Origin of the sequence: Chelatococcus sp. XZ-Ab1, from assembly GCF_029309855.1 — a bacterium.
GTDB classification, from domain to species: domain Bacteria; phylum Pseudomonadota; class Alphaproteobacteria; order Rhizobiales; family Beijerinckiaceae; genus Chelatococcus_A; species Chelatococcus_A sambhunathii.
On the sequence record NZ_JARKII010000008.1, the window covers coordinates 111,527 to 132,665 of the forward strand.

18 protein-coding genes and 1 pseudogene are annotated in these 21,139 nt (G+C 67.0%); 10 read left to right on the top strand and 9 right to left on the bottom strand.

Annotation, left to right across the window (positions count from 1 at the left end):
- Nucleotides 1-99: 99 nt before the first annotated feature.
- Together P2T65_RS13440 and P2T65_RS13445 are read left to right on the top strand one after the other, a co-directional pair.
- Nucleotides 100-2,193 carry a lytic transglycosylase domain-containing protein gene (locus tag P2T65_RS13440; protein ID WP_071923633.1) on the top strand — a complete coding sequence of 698 codons (2,094 nt, stop codon included), beginning with the start codon at nucleotides 100-102 and terminating at the stop codon, nucleotides 2,191-2,193.
- Between the two features lie 64 nt (nucleotides 2,194-2,257).
- On the top strand, nucleotides 2,258-3,148 hold the full coding sequence (locus P2T65_RS13445) for an alpha/beta hydrolase (protein ID WP_055460030.1): 891 nt from the start codon (nucleotides 2,258-2,260) through the stop codon (nucleotides 3,146-3,148).
- Nucleotides 3,149-3,225: 77 nt separating this feature from the next.
- Here the strand turns inward: P2T65_RS13445 and P2T65_RS13450 are convergent, their stop codons facing one another.
- From P2T65_RS13450 to P2T65_RS13460, 3 genes are all read right to left on the bottom strand, one after another.
- Entirely contained in the window at nucleotides 3,226-4,515 is a 1,290-nt protein-coding gene (locus P2T65_RS13450) for a porin (protein ID WP_276199950.1), read from the bottom strand.
- 378 nt (nucleotides 4,516-4,893) lie between these two features.
- Nucleotides 4,894-6,201 (bottom strand): porin, encoded by a 1,308-nt coding sequence (locus P2T65_RS13455; protein WP_055460032.1) that lies wholly within the window; start codon nucleotides 6,199-6,201, stop codon nucleotides 4,894-4,896.
- Between the two features lie 754 nt (nucleotides 6,202-6,955).
- Nucleotides 6,956-7,714 (bottom strand): SDR family oxidoreductase, encoded by a 759-nt coding sequence (locus P2T65_RS13460; RefSeq protein WP_055460033.1) that lies wholly within the window; start codon nucleotides 7,712-7,714, stop codon nucleotides 6,956-6,958.
- 265 nt (nucleotides 7,715-7,979) lie between these two features.
- Here P2T65_RS13460 and P2T65_RS13465 point away from each other — a divergent pair, with 265 nt between their 5' ends.
- From P2T65_RS13465 to P2T65_RS13490, 6 genes are all read left to right on the top strand, one after another.
- Nucleotides 7,980-8,720, top strand: coding sequence for an ATP-binding cassette domain-containing protein (locus tag P2T65_RS13465; protein WP_055460034.1), 741 nt, complete (start codon nucleotides 7,980-7,982; stop codon nucleotides 8,718-8,720).
- Entirely contained in the window at nucleotides 8,720-9,775 is a 1,056-nt protein-coding gene (locus P2T65_RS13470; protein ID WP_276200036.1) for an ABC transporter permease, read from the top strand. The genes P2T65_RS13465 and P2T65_RS13470 overlap by 1 nt, the downstream gene beginning before the upstream one ends.
- 172 nt (nucleotides 9,776-9,947) lie before the next feature.
- Nucleotides 9,948-10,880, top strand: a complete 933-nt coding sequence (locus P2T65_RS13475; protein WP_055460036.1) for a sugar-binding protein — start codon at nucleotides 9,948-9,950, stop codon at nucleotides 10,878-10,880.
- 86 nt (nucleotides 10,881-10,966) lie between these two features.
- Nucleotides 10,967-12,079 carry a substrate-binding domain-containing protein gene (locus P2T65_RS13480; protein ID WP_245280564.1) on the top strand — a complete coding sequence of 371 codons (1,113 nt, stop codon included), beginning with the start codon at nucleotides 10,967-10,969 and terminating at the stop codon, nucleotides 12,077-12,079.
- 153 nt (nucleotides 12,080-12,232) lie between these two features.
- On the top strand, nucleotides 12,233-14,476 hold the full coding sequence (locus tag P2T65_RS13485) for an ABC transporter permease (RefSeq protein ID WP_276199951.1): 2,244 nt from the start codon (nucleotides 12,233-12,235) through the stop codon (nucleotides 14,474-14,476).
- On the top strand, nucleotides 14,473-15,249 hold the full coding sequence (locus P2T65_RS13490; protein ID WP_055460038.1) for an ATP-binding cassette domain-containing protein: 777 nt from the start codon (nucleotides 14,473-14,475) through the stop codon (nucleotides 15,247-15,249). Before P2T65_RS13485 ends, P2T65_RS13490 begins: the two co-directional genes overlap by 4 nt.
- 63 nt (nucleotides 15,250-15,312) lie before the next feature.
- Here the strand turns inward: P2T65_RS13490 and P2T65_RS13495 are convergent, their stop codons facing one another.
- Together P2T65_RS13495 and P2T65_RS13500 are read right to left on the bottom strand one after the other, a co-directional pair.
- Nucleotides 15,313-15,534, bottom strand: coding sequence for a DUF378 domain-containing protein (locus tag P2T65_RS13495; protein ID WP_055460039.1), 222 nt, complete (start codon nucleotides 15,532-15,534; stop codon nucleotides 15,313-15,315).
- A 76-nt stretch (nucleotides 15,535-15,610) separates the two neighbouring features.
- Nucleotides 15,611-16,114: a fasciclin domain-containing protein gene (locus P2T65_RS13500; RefSeq protein WP_055460040.1), complete on the bottom strand. Its 504-nt coding sequence runs from the start codon at nucleotides 16,112-16,114 to the stop codon at nucleotides 15,611-15,613.
- Nucleotides 16,115-16,281: 167 nt separating this feature from the next.
- Here P2T65_RS13500 and P2T65_RS13505 point away from each other — a divergent pair, with 167 nt between their 5' ends.
- Nucleotides 16,282-16,866 carry a cupin domain-containing protein gene (locus P2T65_RS13505; protein WP_063185861.1) on the top strand — a complete coding sequence of 195 codons (585 nt, stop codon included), beginning with the start codon at nucleotides 16,282-16,284 and terminating at the stop codon, nucleotides 16,864-16,866.
- A 29-nt stretch (nucleotides 16,867-16,895) separates the two neighbouring features.
- Here P2T65_RS13505 and P2T65_RS13510 read toward each other — a convergent pair whose 3' ends face one another.
- Together P2T65_RS13510 and P2T65_RS13515 are read right to left on the bottom strand one after the other, a co-directional pair.
- Nucleotides 16,896-17,933, bottom strand: coding sequence for a substrate-binding domain-containing protein (locus P2T65_RS13510; protein WP_055460041.1), 1,038 nt, complete (start codon nucleotides 17,931-17,933; stop codon nucleotides 16,896-16,898).
- Between the two features lie 79 nt (nucleotides 17,934-18,012).
- Nucleotides 18,013-18,903, bottom strand: a complete 891-nt coding sequence (locus P2T65_RS13515) for a PfkB family carbohydrate kinase (RefSeq protein WP_071923627.1) — start codon at nucleotides 18,901-18,903, stop codon at nucleotides 18,013-18,015.
- Nucleotides 18,904-19,143: 240 nt separating this feature from the next.
- Here P2T65_RS13515 and phnF point away from each other — a divergent pair, with 240 nt between their 5' ends.
- Nucleotides 19,144-19,869 carry a phosphonate metabolism transcriptional regulator PhnF gene (gene phnF / locus P2T65_RS13520; RefSeq protein WP_276199952.1) on the top strand — a complete coding sequence of 242 codons (726 nt, stop codon included), beginning with the start codon at nucleotides 19,144-19,146 and terminating at the stop codon, nucleotides 19,867-19,869.
- Between the two features lie 3 nt (nucleotides 19,870-19,872).
- On the opposite strand, the pseudogene P2T65_RS13525 reads toward phnF, so the two are convergent.
- A pseudogene (locus tag P2T65_RS13525) lies at nucleotides 19,873-20,202 on the bottom strand (acetoacetate decarboxylase family protein); the annotation flags it as partial.
- A gap of 151 nt (nucleotides 20,203-20,353) precedes the next feature.
- Entirely contained in the window at nucleotides 20,354-21,085 is a 732-nt protein-coding gene (locus P2T65_RS13530; protein WP_055460045.1) for a cold-shock protein, read from the bottom strand.
- Nucleotides 21,086-21,139: the final 54 nt, after the last annotated feature.

Genomic DNA, 21,139 nt, shown 5'->3' on the forward strand with positions numbered 1-21,139 from the left:
CCGTTTCAGCGTCCGAACAACGTTAGCATTTCCTTCACGGAGGGCTGGGAAAATCCATACCTGCGTGATCGAGGCCGTCATCTTCGCGACGAGGGCGCGATGAAGCCGTTCACACGTTTTGTCGCCGCGAGCACGGCGCTCGGGCTCGTCGGCGCCGTCGTCCTCACTGCAGCCATGCAGCGGCCGAGCGGTGCGGCCGTGCTGCCGCCGCCGCGCCCGGAAAGCACGGCCACCTCCGTCTCCCTGCCTGCTCCCCCTGCCCGACCCGAGAACGAGGCGGCGCAAAGCCCCGCTCCTTCGCCGCTGCTGACGCTCGACGAGACCATCAAGCTCTATCGCGCCGGCCGCATCAGCGACGGCGATGCGCTGGCCCGCTCCCTCGAAACGCCAGCCGCGCGCTCGCTCGCCGAATGGGTGGCACTGCGCCACAATGCCAGCGCGGTGCCCTTCGAGCGGATCAACACCTTCCTCAACCGGCATCCCGGCTGGCCGGGCGAGGAGGGTCTGCAGAAGAGGGCGGAACAGGCCCTGCTCGAAGAGGCGAAGCCCGCCCGCGTCGTGCGCGGCTTCTTCGCGACCCGCGAGCCCGTAAGCCCCGAAGGGCAGATCGCCCTCGCCGAGATGCTGGCCGCCGAGGGCCACGACAGCGACGCCGCTGAGATCGCCCGGCGGGTCTGGCGCCGCGAGGCGATGAGCGACGCCCTGGAGAAGCGGATCAATGCCCGCTTCGGCTCCGAATTGCTGCGCTCCGACCACGAGCGGCGGCTCGAGCGCCTCTTGTTCGCCGAACGACTCGTCGAGGCCCTGCCCGAGGCCAAGGCGCTGGGCCCCGGTCACGAGGCACTGCTCAAGGCTTTCGGCGCCGCCATGAAGAACCCGGCGAGCGCCGGCAAGCTGCTCGACGCCGTGCCCGCCGCCCTGCGCAGCACGCCGGCCTATGTCTTCGCGCGGGCTCGCATGCTGCGCCGGCAGGACAAGCTTCACGAGGCGGCCGAGGCGCTTGAGGATGCCCCGCGCGTCGTCGCCGCGCTCGCCGACGGCGACAGCTGGGCGCTGGAGCGGCGCATTCTCGCCCGTGGCCTGCTCGATGCCGGGGATGCGCACACTGCCTATGCGGTAGCGCGCATCAACGAGGCCGAGAGCGAGACGGCAAAGATCGAGAATGCCTTCTTCGCCGGCTTCATCGCCCTGCGCTTCCTCAACGAGCCGGAGCGCGCGGCGGCGCATTTCGCCGAGGCGGCGCCCGCCGCCACCCTGCCCATCTCCGTCTCCCGCGTCGCCTACTGGCGCGCCCGCGCCGCCGAGGCGGCCGGGCGAGGCGAGGAGGCGCGGCGCTTCTACCAGGAGGCGGCGCGGCACGGCACCGCCTATTACGGCCAGCTGGCGCGACACAGGCTCGGTGCGGCCGAAGTGCCGGCACGGGCGGAGGCCCTGCCCGACCCCGCCGCCCGGGCCCGCGCGGAGGCCGAGCCGCTCGTTGGCGCCCTGCGCCTCGCCTATCGCCTCGGCGACGCGAGCCTCAGCGTGCCGCTGCTGGCCCAGGCCGCGCGCACGGCGCGCGATGCGGAGGCCTTCGCCCTTCTTGCGGAGCTCGCCGCCGAGGCAAACGACACGCGCGGACGCCTCCTCGTCGGCAAGCGGGCGCTCCATGCGGGGCACCTCCTCCACGCCGAGGCCTTCCCGACCGACGGGGTGCCGCCGGTGGACGACGCCGGCGCCGTCGAGCGCGCCATGGTGCTCGCCATCGCCCGGCAGGAGAGCGCATTCGAGCCAGGCGCCATCTCGCCCGCCGGCGCGCGCGGCCTGATGCAGCTCATGCCGGCGACGGCGCGCGAGACGGCGAAGCGCGCCGGCCTCGCCTTCGACCTCAACCGGCTGACGGCGGACCCTGCCTACAACGCCACGCTCGGCACCGCCCATCTCGGCGAGCTCGTCGGCTACTGGCGCGGCTCGTACATCCTGACCTTCGCCGCCTACAACGCCGGGCCCGGCAACGTGCGCCGCTGGATCGCGGCCTATGGCGACCCGCGCAGCCCGGGCGTCGACCCGGTGGACTGGGTGGAGCGCATCCCCTTTAACGAGACGCGCAACTACGTGCAGCGGGTGATGGAAAACCTGCAGGTCTACCGCGAGCGCGTGGACGGCCGCACGGCCCTCCTGATCGACGAGGACTTGCGCCGCGGCGCCAACTAGACCAGCTTGCGGGTAGCCGACCAAGCGCCGGCCCGATCCCCGCCGATCTTCACGGACTGCCGCCTTGCACGCCGGAACCGACCCCTACGAGAGCCGTTTCGTGACCGCGCGCGACGGCCTGCGCCTGCACGTGCGCGACTATATACCGACTGCCCCCGCCCGGGCCCTGCCCGTGGTCTGCCTGCCGGGGCTCGCCCGGACGGCGGCGGATTTCCATGCGCTTGCGCTCGACCTGGTCGCCGACGAAAAGCGCCCGCGCCGGGTGCTCGCGGTGGACTATCGCGGGCGCGGCGCCTCCGAGCGCGACCGCAACTGGCGCAACTACGACGTGCGCGTGGAGCTCGACGATCTCATGCAGGCGCTCGCCGCCCTCGGCGTGGAGCGCGCGATCTTCATCGGTACCTCGCGCGGCGGCCTCATCACCATGGCCATGGCCGCCGCCCGCCCCGCCGCCATCGCCGCCGCCGTGCTCAACGACATCGGCCCGGTCATCGAGGCGCGCGGGCTCATGCGCATCCGCGGCTATATCGGCAAGCTACCGAGCCCGCGCACCATCGAGGAGGCCGTCGACATCCTGCGGCGCCTGCAGGATGCGCAGTTCCCGGAGCTGACCTATGCGGAATGGCACGAGATGGCGGCGGCGACCTGGCGGCAGGACGCCGACGGACGCCTCCTGCCCGATTACGACCCGGCGCTCCTCAAGACGCTGGAGGCGCTCGACCTCGAATCGAAGCTGCCCGAGCTGTGGCCCCTGTTCGGCGGCCTCGCCGGGGTGCCGGTGTTGGCCTTGCGCGGCGCCAATTCGGACATCCTGTCCCCCGACACGCTGGCACGCATGCGCGCCGCGCACGAGCGTCTGGAGGCGGTCGAGATCCCGGCCCAGGGCCATGCACCGCTGACGAGCCACAAGGACGTCAGGCGGCCCATCCTCTCCTTCATACGCCATCTGGGCTGAGACTGCGGACCGGTATCGGAAAACAGAAGCCCTCGCAGCGGCCTGCGAGGGCTTCGGATCAGCCTGTCGATGGACGATCAGAACTCGCGCTGCAGCCGCAGGCGTGCCTCCCAGATGTCTTCGGAGCGCTTGACGATGACCGGCGCGGCAAGGTCGCGGTCGACGTCGAGCTTCTGGTAGATGACCTCGAGGCCGATGTCGAAGGCCGAGACGGGTGACCAGATCACGTTGCTGCCGACAGTCCAGACCTTGAAATCCTGCTGCAGGGTCGCCGCCGAATAGTCGAGCGACGTGTAGTTGCCGAACAACGCCTGGCGGATGGACGGCGTCCAGTAGTGCAGCAAGGCGGCCGTGGCGCCCCAGCCCCTGGTCTTCTTGATATCGCCGTTGACGATGACGCCCTCGCTGACGAGGCCGGAGACCGGGCCGATGTTGAAGTCGTCATAGACGCCGAGATAGGAGATGGCGCCGTCGGCATAGGCCGCCTGCAGCCACAGCGTGTCGCCGGGCGCGAGCATCGGCAGGTTGACCTGCACGCCGGCCTGGATGGCGTAGCCGTATTCGGTACCGACACGGCTGCCGAGGGGTCCCGAGCCGAAGCCGACGCCACCGAGGCCGGCGCCGATATCGACCGAGTTGAGCTGGTGCAGCGCACCCGCGAGCTGAGCCGAGCCCCAGTCCTGATCGAGGCGCAGGTTGGCGACAACGTCGGGCATGCGCTGGCCGGCCTGGGCATAGGTCACGCCGTTGAGCGTATGGGCGCTGCGGTCCTCCAGCGCGATGGTGGCCGAGAAACCATTGCCGAAGGTGGCGGTATAGGCGAGGAGGTTGACCGTCAGGTCGGAGCCAAGGCTGCCGAGGGCGCCGGCGCCGAAGTTGAGATCGTTGGCGTAGAAGTCGAAGAACGAGGTGGCACGACCAGCCGTGATGCCGGCCCACTGGATGTAGGCCTTGTCGAGGACGACATCCGTGCTGTCGCCGGCGGGACCGGGCTGTGCATTGTAGACGCCCGTGTCGGCGAAGACGTCGACCTGGACGAAGGCCCGGAGCGTCCCCCAATCGGTCGCCGTGCGCGCATCGACATTGAGGCGGCCAACGGCGCGGAAGCCGGTGGCGTCATTCTCGCGGCCATCACCCGGCGTGTTCCACAGCGGCTCGAGGTAGCGGTATTCGGCGCGGACGCGGCCGCCGATCTTGATGCAGGTGTCGGACCCCGGGATGTAGAAGAAGCCGGCCCCGTGCAGCGAGCAGACGCGCACGTATTCGACGGGCGCCGCCTTGGTCATCGGCAGGTCGGCGGCCTTGGCGCCGCCCGCAAGAGCAAGGCCTGCGACGCCGCCCAACAACAGCTGCGATACGACACGCATTCGTCCTCTCCATGATCCGAGCCGCCTGACCGATAACCGGCGCCCATGGATGACAGTCTGACGACGGCAGCGGGAAGCTCAAGTTAAAACGCAGAGATCGGCGACCAAAGACAAGGATTCAGGGACGTTGTTGCATGGCAACAACATCAAATAAATGCGGAATAAAGAAAATGAACACTAAGCGGGCAGACTGCATAAGGAATGGGATAAGACCTGCGCGCATCCTGTGCAGCCCGGGCGCACGCGCCACTTGCATCATGCGCTCCATCCGGAGCTGACGCTGCCGCCCGACAGGCCGATTCCCAGCCGGCGTGATCCCAAAAGAAAAACCCCGGCGCTGACGCGCCGGGGTCTCGATATCACCCTTGCGGGATGAGATCAGAAGTCGCGCTGGAAGCGGATACGAGCTTCCCAGACGTCCTCGGAGCCCGCCGTAGCGACGATGTCGCCAGCGCCATTCGTGAGGATCACGGTGCCGCGCGGGTCAACCTTTTGGTAGAGAACCTCGACGCCAATATCGAAGGCCTTGACCGGCGACCAGATCAGGTTCGTGCCGACGGTCCAGATCTTGAAATCGTTGAGGCCGTAGGTGGTGAACGCCTGACCGGAATAGTCAACCGACGTGAAGTTGCCGAACACGGCCTGGCGGATCGACGGCGTCCAGTAGTGCAGGAACGCACCGGTGACGCCCCAGCCCTTGGTCCGCTTGATGCCGCCGTTGATAACGGCACCATCGACAACCGGCGCGAAGCCCGTGACAGCGGCGAACGAGGGCGAACCCGTCAGACCAAGGCGCCCAAGCGCGCCGTCAGCATAAGCCGCCTGCAGCCACAGGGCATCACCGGCGGCGAGCATCGGCAGGTTGAACTTCAGACCAGCCTGAATGGCGTAGCCATACTCGGAGTCGATGCGGGTACCGAGAGCGTCAAGCGCCGTCGTGTTCAGCTGCTGAACGGCACCGGACAGCTGGGCAGAACCCCACCCCTGATCGACGCGCAGGTTGGCGACGACACTCGGAGTACGCTGACCGGCGAGCGCGCCGCCGAAGAGCGGCTGCACAAGCGAGCTACGATCCTCAAGGGCGAGGGTCGCCGAGAAGCCGTTGCCGAAGGTCGCCGTGTAGGCGAGGGTGTTGACCGAGCCGTCGTCCGAGCCGAGCGAGCCCATATAGCCCGAGCCGAAGTTGACGGCCGAGGCATAGAAGTCGAAGAACGAGCTGATGCGACCAGCGGTGATGCCAGCCCACTGGATGTAGGCCTTGTCGAGCGTGACCGAGGTCACCTCAGCGGCCGGGCCAGCACCGTTACGACCAGTCGAGTTGTAGTTGCCGGTAAAGGCGTTCACGTCGACCTGGATGAACGCACGCAGCGTGCCCCACTCCGTCGCCGTACGGGCATCGACATTGATGCGGCCAAGAGCGCGCGTGCCGGTGGCATCCGAGTTACGGCCGTTGCCCGGCAGCGACCAAAGCGGCTCGAGGTAGCGATACTCAGCGCGGACACGACCACCGATCTTGATGCAGGTGTCCGAGCCCGGGATATAGAAGAAGCCGGCGCCGTGCACCGAGCAAACACGAACGTACTCGACAGGCGCAGCCTTCTTCATGGGAAGATCGGCAGCCTGAGCCCCGGCGGCAGCGGCGAGGCCGGCAACCGATCCGAGGAGAAGGCTCTTGGCGAGCTTCATAGTGACCTCCAAAGTTTCGAGACCCTTCGGGAGCGGTTCTTTTTCCTCAGCCGGCAACGCCGCTCCTTGGAAAGTCCCCTTGTCCCCCAACCTGTCGAGCCTGCCGTCATCCTCGGCATTGCGGCTGAGCATAGCGCCAGGCTCGAATCTGCGGCCGGGTCGCCCCCGAACGCAGAGCCAACATGTCCGACAGCCTCTTTTGGATCAACCTAAACCAAGCCCGGTTGTGGCGTTTTCGAGGCGCTGTTGCAGAAACGCCACTTTCTTTGACTCCGCCCTGCAAGTCGTTCTGTTTACACAATTTTAACGACTTGAGGAGCGCGGGGGCGGCGCCCCTTTGGGGGCGCTCGTGAGCCGGCGGAACGAGCCAGGGCCTGCCCGCAATGCCCGGCAACCTGCGCTCAGCGCGCTTTGGCGAGGAAGAGACCCGGGCCGGGGAATCACGCCTTCGGGCGAATCTCCCGAGCGGGCCGGAGGGGTGGATGCAAGCGCGCCAACCGGCGTTAAGCCCGAAAACGCGATGGAACAGGACCGCCAGGGGCACCGCGCGAGCACCTTGATACGGTGCCTTCGGCAAGTTCTTGTGCTGGTTCCCGGGTCGCATTCCGCTTCGCTGCATGCGCCCGGGAAACGAGGTTGAGGCGGACCGCATGCGGGCTCCCGGTTCGACGGCCCGTGGCTGGCGCCTTGCCGCCCTACCGCCTATTGCCTATTGCCTATTGCCCCACCGCCTATTGCCGACTGCCCGCCACCCTCACACCCAGCCGCCGTCGACCACGTAATGCTGGTTGGTGCAGGCGGAGGCCTCCTCGGAGGCGAAGAAGACGGCGACGCGGGCAACGTCGTCGGGCACCAGCTTGCGCTTCAGGCACTGGCGCTGCATGAGCTCGGCCTCCCCCGCAGGGGTCAGCCACTTCTCGATCTGCCGCTGCGTCATGATCCAGCCCGGCGCGATCGCGTTCACGCGGATGTTGTCCGGCCCGTAGTCGCGCGCGAGGGAGCGCGTGAGGCCGAGCACGGCGGACTTGGCCGCGGTATAGGCCGCCATGCCGCCCTGCCCGACCATCCAGGACACCGAGCCGAAGTTGATGATGACGCCGCCGCCGGCTGCCTTCATGTCCGGCAGCACAGCCTGGGCGGCGAAGAACTGATGCTTGAGATTCACGGCGATACGATCGTCCCAGTATTCCGGCGTGACCTCCTCCGTCGGATGGCGCTCATCGTGCGCCGCGTTGTTGACGAGCACGGCCACGGGACCGAGCGCGGCACGGATGCGCGCGACGGCCGCGCGCAGGGCGGCGATGTCGGTCAGGTCCGCCTCCTCGAAATGCACCTGCGCGCCCGAGCGCGCGAGTTCGGCGACAAGGGCGCGCGATTCGTCGCCCTTGATGTCGATGAAGCCGACCTTCGCCTTCTGCTGCGCGAAACGGCGCACGATCGCCTCGCCGATGCCTGAGCCGCCGCCGGTGACCAGCACCACCTTGCCGGCAAGATCCGGATAGATCGCCCCCATGACCATGTCTCCCTGAGCCGAGCGCCTGGAAGCGGCTGCGCGCCCCACGCGAGCCGCGGCCGCCACCTTTCGATGCCCGCACACTAGCGCCATGCGACGAATGTTCAACGATAATGACATGCGCACCTCAGAATTTTTGAGGTGCACCGCAAAAATGAGTTGCGCACCGTCATCCGATTGGGCATCGTCAGCCCCAGGGAGCCGCCATGAAGAGCGGCCTGCCGGATCATCCGTGGACCGGCCAAGACCAGGGGAGGAATGACATTTGGCGCTTCTCGAACTGAGGGGAGTGGGCAAGGAGTTTGGCGCCATCCGGGCGCTGGGCGACGTCGATCTTGCCATCGAGCCGGGCGAAGCCGTCGGCCTGATGGGGGACAACGGCGCGGGCAAGTCCACGCTCGTCAAGATCATCGCCGGCAATTTCGCGCCGACCAGCGGCAGCATCGCCTTCGACGGGCAGCCGGTTCATTTCACGCGGCCGGTGGATGCGCGCGACGTCGGCATCGAGGTCGTCTACCAGGACCTCGCGCTCGCCGACAACCTGACCGCCGCCGCCAACGTATTCCTGGGCCGCGAGCTCCGGCGCCGCGTGGGCCCCTTCAGCTTCCTCGATCACGGGGCGATGAACCGGCGGGCGGGCGAGCTCTTTGCGGAACTGAAGTCCGAGACGCGCGCCAACGACGTGGTGCGTGCCATGTCGGGCGGCCAGCGCCAGGCGGTGGCCATCGCCCGCACGCGCCTGTCGGACGCCAAGCTCGTGCTCATGGACGAGCCGACAGCCGCCATCTCCGTGCGCCAGGTGGCGGAGGTGCTGGACCTCATCCGCCGCCTCAAGGACCATGGCGTCGCCGTCATCCTCATCTCCCACCGCATGCCGGACGTCTTCAGCGTCTGCGACCGGGTGGTCGTGCTACGGCGCGGCCGCAAGGTGGCCGACAAGGCCATCGCCCAGTCCAGCCCCGAGGAAGTTACGGCCCTCATCACCGGCGCCAAGGAGGCCGCATGATGGCGAGCGAGACCTCATCTGCGTCCGCGGGCGCCATCAAGACGGGCGACTTTGCCAATGTCGGACGCGCGGCCTGGTGGCAGCGCGGTTTCTTCGCCAGCCAGACCGCCTATGTGGCGGCGGCGCTCTTGGCCATCGTCATCGTCATGGCCCTGATGAGCCCGGCTTTTCTCTCGGCTGGCAACGTTGCCAATGTCGCCAAGAACTTCTCCTTCATCGGCATCGTGACGCTCGGCATGACGCTCGTCATCGTCACCGGTGGCATCGACCTGTCGGTCGGCTCGGTCATGGCGCTGTCGGCCATCGCCTGCGCCATGGCGATGCAGGCCCTCGCGGGCACCGGCCTCGGCAGCGTGCCGTTCGCCACCATGACGCTCGCGATCGCGGCGGGGCTCGGCGTCGCCGTCCTCGTCGGGCTCACCAACGGGCTTCTCGTGGCGCGCGTCGGGCTGTCGCCCTTCGTGACCACGCTCGGCATGCTGTCGATCGCGCGCGGCCTCGCCTATGCGGTGACAGAGGGGCGAGGCCAGACGCCGGCGGGGCCGGACATCGATGCCTTCTACGCCTTTACCGACGGGACGATCCTCGGCGTGCCGATGGCGGTCGTCTATCTGCTCGGCCTCGCTGCGATGCTCGGCGTCGTGCTGCACCACACGGCCTTCGGCCGGCACGTCTTCGCGCTCGGCGGCAACGAGAAGGCAGCGGCGCTCACCGGCATCTCGGTCGAGCGGGTCAAGGTCTCGGTCTATGTGCTGTGCTCGCTCTCGGCCGGCTTCGCCGGCATCCTGATGACGGGCTGGCTCGGCTCTGCACCGGCCAATCTCGCAACGGGTTACGAGCTCACCATCATTGCGGCGGCTGTCATCGGCGGGGCGAACCTCGCCGGCGGCATGGGCGGGCCGGCGGGTGCCGTCATCGGCGCGCTGCTCATCGAGGTCATCCGCAACGGCCTGGTGCTCGCGGGCATCAATGCCTACTGGCAGATCGTGCTCGTCGGCATGATCATCATTCTCGCCGTGCTCGTGGACCGCCTGCGCAGCGGCCGCGCGGCCTGAGGATGCGCCCCGGCGAGCCGGGGCGAACACCCGTCATCCGGCGCGGGGCCTTGCCCCGCTCCCGATACTGCCCGATTGCCGGGCCAAGAAGCACAAGCTGAAGCGCGACAGACACGACAGGCCATGACCCTTCGCCAACGAGGGGCGCCCATCACCGAGGAGGAGGAAACCCATGCGAAAGATGCTTCTGGCGGCGGTGGCACTCGCCGCTCTCACCCTGCCTGCCACGGCGCAAACCTACCGCTTCGCCGTCGTTCCCAAGGCGATGAACAACCCGTTCTTCGACCTTGCCCGCGACGGCTGCGTCAAACGCGCCAAGGAGCTCGGCAACGTCGAGTGCATCTATAAGGGCCCGGTTGAACACGAGCCGGCGAGCCAGGCGCAGATCATCCAGGATCTCATCGCCCAGAAGGTCGACGGTCTCGCGATCTCGGTTTCGGACGTGGCCGCCGCCACACGCTCGATCAAGGCGGCGGTCGATGCGGGCATTCCCGTCATCACCTTCGATGCCGATGCGCCGGGCTCGGCGCGCACCGCCTATATCGGCACCAACAACAAGGACTTCGGCCGCGCGCTCGGCGAGATGCTGCTGCAGATGCGCCCCGAGGGCGGCAAGTTCGCCATGATTTCCGGCGGTCCGGCGGCCAAGAACCTCGCCGAGCGCGTCGAGGGCGTGCGCGAGGTGCTGAAGGGCTCGAAGTGGGAGGAGATCTCGGGTTCGCCCCTGTTCTGCAACGACGACATCGCGCTCGCCGTGCAGCAGATGCAGGACCTCAAGACGGCGAACCCCGATCTTGCGGCCATCGTGCCGGTTGGTGGCTGGCCAATGTTCGCGCCCGAGGGCTTCAGGAGCTTCGCCTCGAAGTACAAGAAGGACCTGGAGAGCGGCAAGTTCACGCTGGTGGTCGCCGACACGCTGAAGGTGCAGCTCGAGCTGCTCAAGGACGGCTTTGCCAACGGCCTCGTCGGCCAGCGCCCCTTCGAGATGGGCGAGAAATCCATGGATGCGCTGCTGGCACTCAAGAAGGGTGAGAAAGTCGAGGAGCTCATCTTTACGGGCCTCGACCGCGTGACGCCGGCCAATGTCGGGGAGATGCTGAAGTAACCAGCGGCCGGCCCCGCAACGTCTCCGGCGCTCGCCGCGCCGGAGACGCGCAGGAAGACAACGAACGAACCGGGGAGGTTCAAACCATGAAGCGCTTTTCGATGACGCGCGCTACCATGACGCGCTGCTTCGCCACTGCCGCACTGGCCGCGGGCGTATCGCTGCTGTCGGTTGCAGCGCATGCCCAGTCGGGCGCGCTCGAACGGGCGGTGGGCGGCTATTCCTTCGACGACGCGGCCAAGGAGGCGCCGGGGACGAAGGACTTCAACTCCAAGGACGGCAAGCTCACCTTTGCCATCGTCACCCACACGGCTGGCAACGGCTTCTTCGACCCGACCTATGTCGGCGCCAAGGTGGCGGCCAACGCCTTCGGCATCAACCTGCTGATGCTCGGCTCGGAAGCGCCGGTCGACGACATCCCGCGCGAGATCCAGATCCTCAACCAGATCATCAACGATCCGACCATCGACGGCGTCATCATGACGACGCCGCAGTCGGGCGCCTACGACGACATCGTCAAGAAGCTCATGGAGCGCGGCATCCCCGTCGCCACGACCAATTCGCACGACCCCAACCTCCTCAACCGCTCGCAGATTTCGCACACGGGGCAGGACGCCTCGGCGGCCGCCATCGGCGGCGAGGCCCTCGTCAAGTGCCTCGTCGACAAGGGGGTGAAGGGCGGCTCGATCATCTTTCCCTCCACCACGACGCTCGGCAACGTCGAGGTGAACAACCGCATCAAGTCGGCCTTCGAGGCCACGGTCAAAGCCCTCAACGCCGCCGGCAAGCTGAAGGACTTCAAGGTCGACGCCGGTCCCGAGAACATCGGCATCGACGTGGACGCCAACAATATCGTCGGCTCGGTGGTGACGCTCATCGAGAGCCGCAAGGACGTGGTGGGCGCCTTCGCCGCCAACGGTTTCGTGACGCCGGCCCTGGGCGATGCCATCAGCCAGCTGAAGCTCAACGACAAGGTCTGCGCCTTCGGTTTCGATCTCGGCCCCAAGCAGCAGGAACAGATCCGCACCGGCGCGCTCACCGGCTCGCTGGGCCAGCAGCCGTTCCTGCAGGGCTTCTGGCCCGTCGCGCAGCTGTACCTGCAGATCGACCGCGGGATCGCGGCGGCCAACCTCGACACGCGCGCCCAGCTCGTGACCAAGGAGACCGTCGACACGGTCGGCAAGCGTTTCGAGAACTGAACCGTCTGCCCGCCGGCGCCCCTGCGGCACCGGCGGGCCGGCCAAGGCGACGCGGCGCGAAGCCGCGCAACGGACGACACAAGGAACATCGGGATGGCAATTGCGGCGACAGCCGGCCGGCCGGAAACACCTCGTTCGCCCCAGCACCTTCCGATGCAGCTCGTCGGCGGCTGGGAAGCGGGCCTCCTTGCCTTCATGGCCCTGCTCTATCTCGTCGGGGTCCTTCTCAACCCGACCTTCTTCGGCTCGACGGACGCGATCTCGGCGGTCCTGCGGGATACGGCCCGCTACGGCGTGATGGCCGTCGGCATGACCTTCGTCATCGTCAACCGCGACCTCGACCTGTCCGTGGGCTCGACGCTCGGGCTCACCGCCGTCGCCTTCTCGATCTTCTTCTCGCCGACGCATTACGGCCTGGACGCGGTGCCCGCCGCCCTCCTCTGCCTCGGGCTCGGCCTCGCCATCGGCCTCGTCAACGGCGTGCTCGTCGCCATCCTGCGCGTGCCGCCGTTCATCGCCACGCTGACGATGCTCTTCATCGGCCGCGGCCTCGTGCTCGGCCTCACCGGCGGCAAGACCATCGGCTTCGACCTCAAGGCGCAGGGCTACTGGCTTTTCGCCATGGGCGAGACCAATGCGCTCGGCTTCAACAACCAGATCCTCATCTTTCTCGTTTTCGCCGTCGTTGGCGCCTTGGTCCTCGCCAAGACGCGCGTCGGCTATGAGACCTATGCGGTGGGCGGCAACGAACAGGCGGCGCAATATGCCGGCATCGCGACCAAGGCCGTGCGCATCCGCGGCTTCATGATCTCGTCCTTCTGCGCCGCGGTCGCCGGGCTGATGAACGTCACGCAGGACAAGGGCGTCACCTCGCAATACGGCCAGGGGGCGGAGCTCATCGTCATCGCCGCCGTCATCGTCGGCGGGGCCGCGATCGCCGGCGGGCGCGGACGTGTCATCGGCGCATGCCTCGGCGCGGCCCTCGTCGTGCTCATCGACAAGGTGTTGCGCGAGGGCATTCCCGTCACGCGCACCATCACGGTGGGCGGTGTCGAGATGGAGGTGCAGGCGCTGGCCCAGCTGCCGCCCGGCGCCGTGCCGGCGTTCCTTGGCCTTATCCTGCTCGCGGCCGTGCTGATCGAGCCCTGGGTGGTACGCGGCAATGTCTTCGGCCGCCTAAAGGCGTGGCTCACGGGCTCCGAGCCGCCGCCAAGCCTCGATCCCGGCGGCGCGGCCATCGTCGGCGTCAAGACCTTTGGCACGGCGAGCGACGCGCGCAGCGTCGGTGCCCGCGGGCTCAGGGCCTTCCTGCACCGGCGCGATGCGGCGGCCATCGTCCTCGTCATCGCGCTGTGGCTCGTCGGCATGTGGCTGCGGCCGGACTTCTGGGGCTCGCTCAACAATTCCTTCAACCTGCTGCTCGCCTTCTCCGAGGTGGCGCTCCTGTCGCTCGGCCTCACCTATGTCATCGCCAACGGCGACATCGACCTGTCAGTCGGCTCGGTGCTGGCCCTGTCGGGGGCCGTCGCGGCCTATGTGATGAAGGAAATGGGGGGCGATCCGCTGCTCGCCATCTCGCTCGCGCTCGCCGCCGGGGCCCTGTGCGGCGCCGTCAACGGCTGGCTGACGACGCGCTTCAATCTGCCCTCCTTCGTCGCCACGCTCGGCATGTTCTACATCGCCCGCGGACTTGCAGCCTGGATCGTCTCCGGCCGCCAGCTCTCGGGCTTCCCGGAGCGCTTCAACCTCATCGGCCGCAATCTCTACGAGGTGCTGTCCTATTTCGGCATGCCGCCGCAGACGGGGCTGTGGCTGGAGGTGACGCGCGCCGTGAGCGTGCAGACGCTGTTCCTCCTCCTCGTCGCGATTGTCGCCGGCATCGTCCTCGGGGCGACGCCCTTCGGCCAGAAGGTGTATGCGACAGGCGGCAACGAGCGAGCGGCGAGCTATGCGGGCATCGACACGAAGCGCGTGCGCTTCCTGTCGCTCGTCTTCTCGGGGCTGTGCGCCGCGGCGGCCGGCGTCATCTACGTCGCCTTCTACCGCAGCTTCAACCCGTCCGCCGGCCAGCTGCGCGAGCTCGACGCCATCGCCTCGGTGATCATCGGCGGTGGCTCCATCTTCGGCGGCTACGGCACTATCATCGGCTCGCTCGCGGGGGCTGCCGTCATCACGCTCATCCGCTCGCTGCTGTCGCTGCAGGTGATCCTCGCCAATGGCGCCTCATTCGTGCTGCCGCAGCACTGGATGAACGTGTTCATCGGTCTCATCCTGCTGATTGCCGTGATCGGGGACATCTGGTTCCGCCAGAACAACATCTTCGGCGAGTGGCGCCGTCGCCGGCAGCTCGCGGCCGCCGAAAAGCTGAGACTGCATCAAGGGAGCAAAGGCGCATGACGACGCCGATCATCGAGATGCGCGGCATCATGAAGCGCTTCGGCGCAGTGCAGGCGCTCAACAACGTCAACTTCCGCCTCATGCCTGGCGAGATTCTGGGCCTCGTCGGCGACAATTCAGCCGGCAAGTCGACGCTGATGAAGGTGATGACCGGAGCCTACCAGCGCGATGCGGGTGAAGTGCTCGTCAATGGCGAGGAAACCCACTTCCGGAGTCCGCACGAGAGCCGCGACCGTGGCATCGAGATGATCTACCAGGACTTCGCCCTGTGCGGGAACATGGACGTCGGACAGAACATCTTCCTTGGCCGCTGGCCGAAGCGCTTCGGTCTCTTCGTTGACCGACCGAAGATGTATGAGGAGGCACGACAGGTGCTGGGCCGCCTCAAGGTGGACGTCAATTCGGTGTTCCAGAAGGTCGAGAGCCTGTCGGGCGGGCGCCAGCAGTCCGTCGCCATTGCCCGTGCCATCTCCTTCGAGCCCAAAGTCATCATCTTCGACGAGCCCACGGCCAACCTCTCCGTGATGGCGACGGAGCGGCTGCTGGAAACGATGGCGGAACTGAAGCGCCAGGGCGTGGCGCAGGTCATCATCTCGCACCGGCTCACCGACATCTTCGAGGTCGGTGATCGCATCATGGTGCTGAAGCGCGGCGAGAACGTCGGCGATCGCTACATCGCCCACACGAGCGAGAAGGAGGTGCTGGAACTCATCGTCTCGGGCACGCCCGACACCGCGCTGACCGCTGACGAGGCTCTTCGGCAGGCTGCTTGATGTCGCCTGACTACCGTATAAAGGGCGAGAGGCCCGGCCCTGCGGCCGGGCTTCATCGTCTGTCTATCCCCGCTCGGCCACGACCTCGCCCGCCGAGATCGCCGAGAACAGAGGCATGACCTGCCAGGCGGCAGAAATGCCTACGACGGTGTAGACAATCCGTGACAGAACGGATGCCTCGCCGAACAGGGCTGCCACCATATCCAGCCCGAAAAGCCCGATGAGGCCCCAGTTCAGCCCGCCGACGATGATGAGGGCGAGCGTCGTCAAATTGATGATCTTCATTGCCTCCTCCATCGATGCTCGCCCGCCCGGCCCAAGGCACTCCACGTCAGCGCGGGCGCAACGATTCTCTCGAAGTTCATGATTCCGGCGGGAGGATAACCTTGTCGATGACGTGGATCGTGCCATTCGAGGCGGCAATGTCTGTTGCCGTGACCGCAGCATCGTTGATCATGACCTTTCCGGATTTCTGAGTGATGCTGATCATCTTGCCATTCACGGTTGTGGCCTTGTCGAGTTTCACGACGTCGGCAGAGGCGACATTGCCTGGCACGACGTGATAGGTCAGCACCGCGATCAGCTTCTCCTTGTTCTCGGGCTTCAGGAGACTTTCGACCGTTCCCGGCGGCAGCTGTCCGAAGGCATCATCGGTGGGAGCGAAGACCGTGAACGGCCCCGCTCCCTTGAGCGTCTCGACCAGCCCGGCCGCCTTGATCGCCGTTGCCAGCGTGCTGAACTGACCGGACGCCATCGCCGTTTCGACGATGTCCTTGTCTCCTGCTGCCCGAGCCGGAGAGCCGGCGAGCACCATGCCGATGGTCACAGCTGCGACCGCCGTCTTGCAGGCGAGCTTGAAGGTCATCACTGCTACTCCCTTTTCTTGAATTGTCCGACGCTATCCGCGACCAAATTCACTTTATGGGAAAACTGATTTTCGTCATTGTAAATTTATCGTGATGTGAAATTGATTTTTCATACAGTGATAATATCATCGCGTGCTGCGGATTGAGAAGAAACATCGAGGTGGACATGCTGTCCGAAACGTTGACGGTCGAGCTTCAGCGCTATCAGATCGGCCCGCGCATCCGCACCTTGCGCCTGAAGAAGAAACTGGGCCTTGCCCAGCTCGGGTCCCATACCGGGCTCTCCACCGCGATGCTTTCGAAGATCGAGCGCGGCCAGCTCTTCCCCACCCTGCCAACCCTGCTGCGCATCGCAATGGTATTCGGCGTCGGCCTCGACCACTTCTTCAGCCGCGAAACGCCCCGGCCGCTGGTGGCTGTGGTGCGCGCAAGCGAACGCCTGCGCCTGCCGTCACCACCGGGTGACGAGCCTCCGGCCTACTTGTTCGAAAGCCTCGACTATCCGGCAACCGACCGCAGGATGGAATCGTTCTACGCGGAATTCCCGCTCGACGCGCAGCCATCGGCGCCGCACCAGCACGGCTCAGCTGAATTCGTCTATATCCTCGAAGGCGAACTCGAACTCTCCGTGGCCGGCGAAACGACGCCTCTTTCGGCGGGCGATGCCGTCTACTTCGACTCGAGCGCGCCGCACAGCTACTGCCGGCGGGGCCGTGCCGTCTGCAGGGCCCTGGTGGTGACTGCGGCGTGAGGGGACGCCAACGCCGCCAATCGCCCTGATCAGGGTATGTTGTCCCGCAGGAAGATGTCGATACGGATGCGCTCCTGCTCGGGCAGGATGGGCTCGCCTGTACAGTGGGCGAGGAGCAAGCGCGCGGCCGAGCGCGCCTCGTGGCCCGCGTCCTGGTTGATGACCGCGTCCATGATGCCGCGCACGAGAAAGCGCTTGGTGTAGGCGGTCAGGTCGTGGCCGATGAAGACGATATCCCGCTCCCGGCCGGCTGCCTCGAGGGCGGCAGCGATGCCGCGGTTGCCGGCGCCGACATTATAGATGCCGACGAGATCAGGATGGGCGGCGAGGATGTCCTCGGTCACCTTGCGCGTCAGTTCGGAATCGTCGCGCCCCTCGCGCAGCGGCAGGGTCCTCAGGTTGGGGAACTCTCCGTTCACCACCTGCATGAAGCCGAACTGCCGCTCGGCGTGGTCGCGCAGGGCGAGCGACCCGGCGATGAGCGCGACAGATCCCTCGCGCCCCCCTGAGAAGCGCCCCATCAGCGTGCCGGCCGTGCGACCGGCGGCCGTGTTGTCGATACCGACATAGCGCAGCCTGCGCGAAGTCGGCGCGTCTGACACCAACGTCACCACCGCCGAGCCGCGGGCGACGAGATCGTCGATGGCGGCCCGGACGCGCGGATGATCGAGCGCGATGACCGCAACGCCGTGATAGCGCCCCTCCAGGCGCTCGAGCGCGGTGGCAAGAACATCGGGATCGAAGACATCGACATGCAGCATGTCGACAAAGGCCCGCTGGGTGACGAGCCACTCGGCCGCCACTCCCACCTGTTCCTCGAGATTGCTCATGAAGGTGTTGGTGCCCGTCGGCAGGATGAAACAGAAACGGAAGGTCTCCTTGCGCGCCAGACGCGCAGCGACGGGATCGGGCCGGTAGCCGAGCTTGGCGATGGCCGCCTGCACCTTGGCGGCGGTCTTCTCGCGCACGCCGGGGCGCCGGTTGAGCACGCGGTCCACCGTCGCGAGCGACACGCCCGCCTCCCGCGCGACATCCTCCAGCGTTATCCGTTCGGCGATCATGCTCATGATAGAGGCATGTTGCCCTCATTTTCTGAGGTGCGCAACGCAAGATCACCCCCGGCAAGACAGAAAACGCCCGGCCAGCCTAGCCTCGGAGCAGATGCTCCACCTCCGCCCGGCGGGGGGCGCCGCGGCCACCGCCGAAGCGCGTGCACTTGATGGCAGCGGTCGCATTTGCAAAGCGTACGGCGGGGCGGGGCGCCATGCCCTCCGCCAGGGCAAGGGCGAGCGCGCCATGCCAGACATCGCCGGCCCCCAGGGTATCAATCACATCCACCGCAAAAGCCGGTTCGTGCGCGACCTTGCCGTCCTCGATGAAGAAGACGCCGCCTTCTCCCGTCGTCACGGCAAGCCAGCTGTCACGGAGGCGCGAGGCGAGGCTGCGGAGCCCTTCCCGCGGATCCTCCAGCCCCGTCCGTTCCCGCAACGCCTGTGCGCTGAAGGCGATGTGACTCGCGGCATCGAGGACTCCCGGGTGATCCGGGGCCCGGTCGACGTCGAATACCGCCGGCACGCCGGCCGCGCGGGCTAGCATGAAGATCCGCGCCGCCCCCTCCTGCCAGCGCGTGTCGCCGAGCACGGCGCCGGTTCCCTGCGGCAGCGCCGCGGGAAGGCTCTCCACGGCGGCGGGGTAGCGCGGATCGGAATAGCTGATCACGGTGCGCTCGCCGGCCGCATCGACGAGGATCGCCGACACTGGCGAACGCAGCCCGCCGAGGCGCACGACACCGCTGCAGTCGACGCCCTCGTCCGTGAGCGAGCCCACGATGTCGTCACCGACGCGATCGTCCCCAAGGCGCGCGATGAGTCTGGCCCGGCCGCCGAGGCGCGCGATGGCTACGGCCGCATTGCCGGCGCAACCGCCCGTCGTCACGGCAACATCCCGGGCGCGATATTTCTCTGCCCGTGTCGGCAGCGCGTCGAGTTTGTAGACATAATCGAGGGTGGCGATGCCGATACACAGGACGGTTTGCATTCAGGGCTCGATATGCGGCCGCACGCGTGCGAGACTTGACAAGCGGCGATGCCAGCATGACGGACGCACGTCAAGATGCCTTGCGCGGATCGCGCGCCATTCTAGCCCCTCGGATATATGGGTGGTTTTTTACATCAACGGGATGCATTAATTTGGATAAGTAGAATTTTACTTTATTTTTCGGCATATGAAGAAGCGAACAGGCTCGCTATGAACGATTGCCCTTCCTTTTCCGATGGCTTGCCTCTTGATCGAACAGCTTCCGTACCCGTCTGGCGACAGATCCTGAGCGACATCGAGTTCGAGATTCGCGGCGGACTCGTGGCGTCGGGTCAGAAGCTTCCATCCGAGCTGGAACTGTCGCGGCGCTACGGGGTCAATCGCCACACGGTCCGCATGGCGCTACTCAAGCTGGCGGACAAGGGCCTCGTCGTCTCGCGGCAGGGGGCCGGCGTCTTCGTCACGGACGAGCAGCCGGAATACCGCATCGCCCGCCAACCCAGCACGAGCGAACTCGAGCAGGCCATGAATGATGCGACCACCGGCGAACTCATCGCCTCCTACCGCCGCCCCACGTCGCACTATCTCGCCGGCCTGCTGCAGATCGACAGGGGCGGCGAGTTGCTGGTGCTGGAGACGCTGCGCCAGGCCGGCTCGCGCCTGTTGTCCTACGGCTATCACTATTTCGACGCCGCCCGTTTCGCCGGCATCGACACCGCCTTCGCCCGACTGCGCAGCCTGTCGGCCACCCTTGCGGAGTTCGACTGCCGCAGACTCCTGCGCCGCGCCACCTGGATCGACACGCGCATGCCCCGCAAGGTCGAGGCGGCGGCGCTCGGCATCGATCTCGACGAGCCGGTGATCGTCCTGAGCTATGTGGACACGGACGGGGAAGGCCGCCCGGTCCTGTTCGGCAACACAGTGCTGCGCGGCGGCACCGTGCGCGTGCGTGTGGAAACGACCTGAGCCTCGCGCCAGATAGACGTGGGCGACGCGCCCTCGCCCGCGCGTCAGATCGGCGACGAGATGCAGGGCGGACACGACTTCGAGCACCGGCAGTTCCGCCACCGGCGCCAGCGCATGCGGGTTGAGCGACAGGGCCGCGAGCCCCGTCCACGGCCCTTCGACGACGACGTCCTCGAGGAAATATACGACGAGTTCGCAGATGCGCGGCGTGCCATCGACATGCGGGATGATCTTGAGCGGGAAGTTCGGCTGCATCAGCGCGGCCCGCACGGCATCGAGACCGGCGCTGCGATGCTTGTAGCCTATCGTTCCGGTCGCCACGCACACGCGGATCTTGTCGGGGCAGATCTTGCCGGGCGAGATCTTGCAACGACCTTTCACTGACGGCAAAACTTTGCCGCAACGCAGCAAAAAGCCGCGGGCGCAGCCGCCCGCGGCTTTTTCATCATGGACGCCCGAAGATCGGCGAGGCTTGCGCCGCCGGTCAGTCGGCGTAGGAAATCATCGAGGCTTCGCGGCCCTTGGCGCCGGCGACAACGCTCATGTTGACCCGCTGGCCCTCGGCGAGATCGGCGATGCCGCCGCGCTGCAGTGTCGAAGCGTGGACGAACACGTCACGGCCACCGTCGTCGGGCTGAACGAAGCCGAAGCCCTTGTCACGGTTGTACCACTTGACCGTGCCCGCCATCTCCTCGGCCGGCCCTTCCGGAATCCGTGGGGCGAAGCCACCACCACCGGCGCGCGGGCCACGCGGGGCGCGCGGCTGCGGCGGCAGGTCCTCAAGCTCGAGCACCTCGGCGACCTGGTTGCCCTTCGGCCCCTCGCGCAGGCGCACGACGATGCGTGCTCCCGGCTCGGCCCCGCTGAAGCCGGCAGCTTCGAGCGAGCGCATGGAGAGGAAGGCATCGCCCGACCCGTCCTCGCAGGCGACGAAGCCGAAGCCCTTCTCGGGATTGAACCACTTCACCGTCGCGTCCGTCGGCGGGCCGGCCGGCGCCGCAAAAGCATCGCGCGACGGACGACCGCCGAAGCCACCTTCGCGGCCCCCGAAACCGCCGTCACGACCTCCGAAGCCGCCATCACGGCCGCCGAAGCCTCCGTCGCGACCGCCGAAGCCACCGTCGCGCCCCCCGAAACCGCCGTCACGGGAGTCAAAGCTGTCGCGACGGCCACCACCCCTGCGGCGGGCGTCACGGTTATCATCGTATCGGTTCATACAGGATATCCAACTGGGAGAGTTTTCATCATACCCGAAAACACATGGCCACGC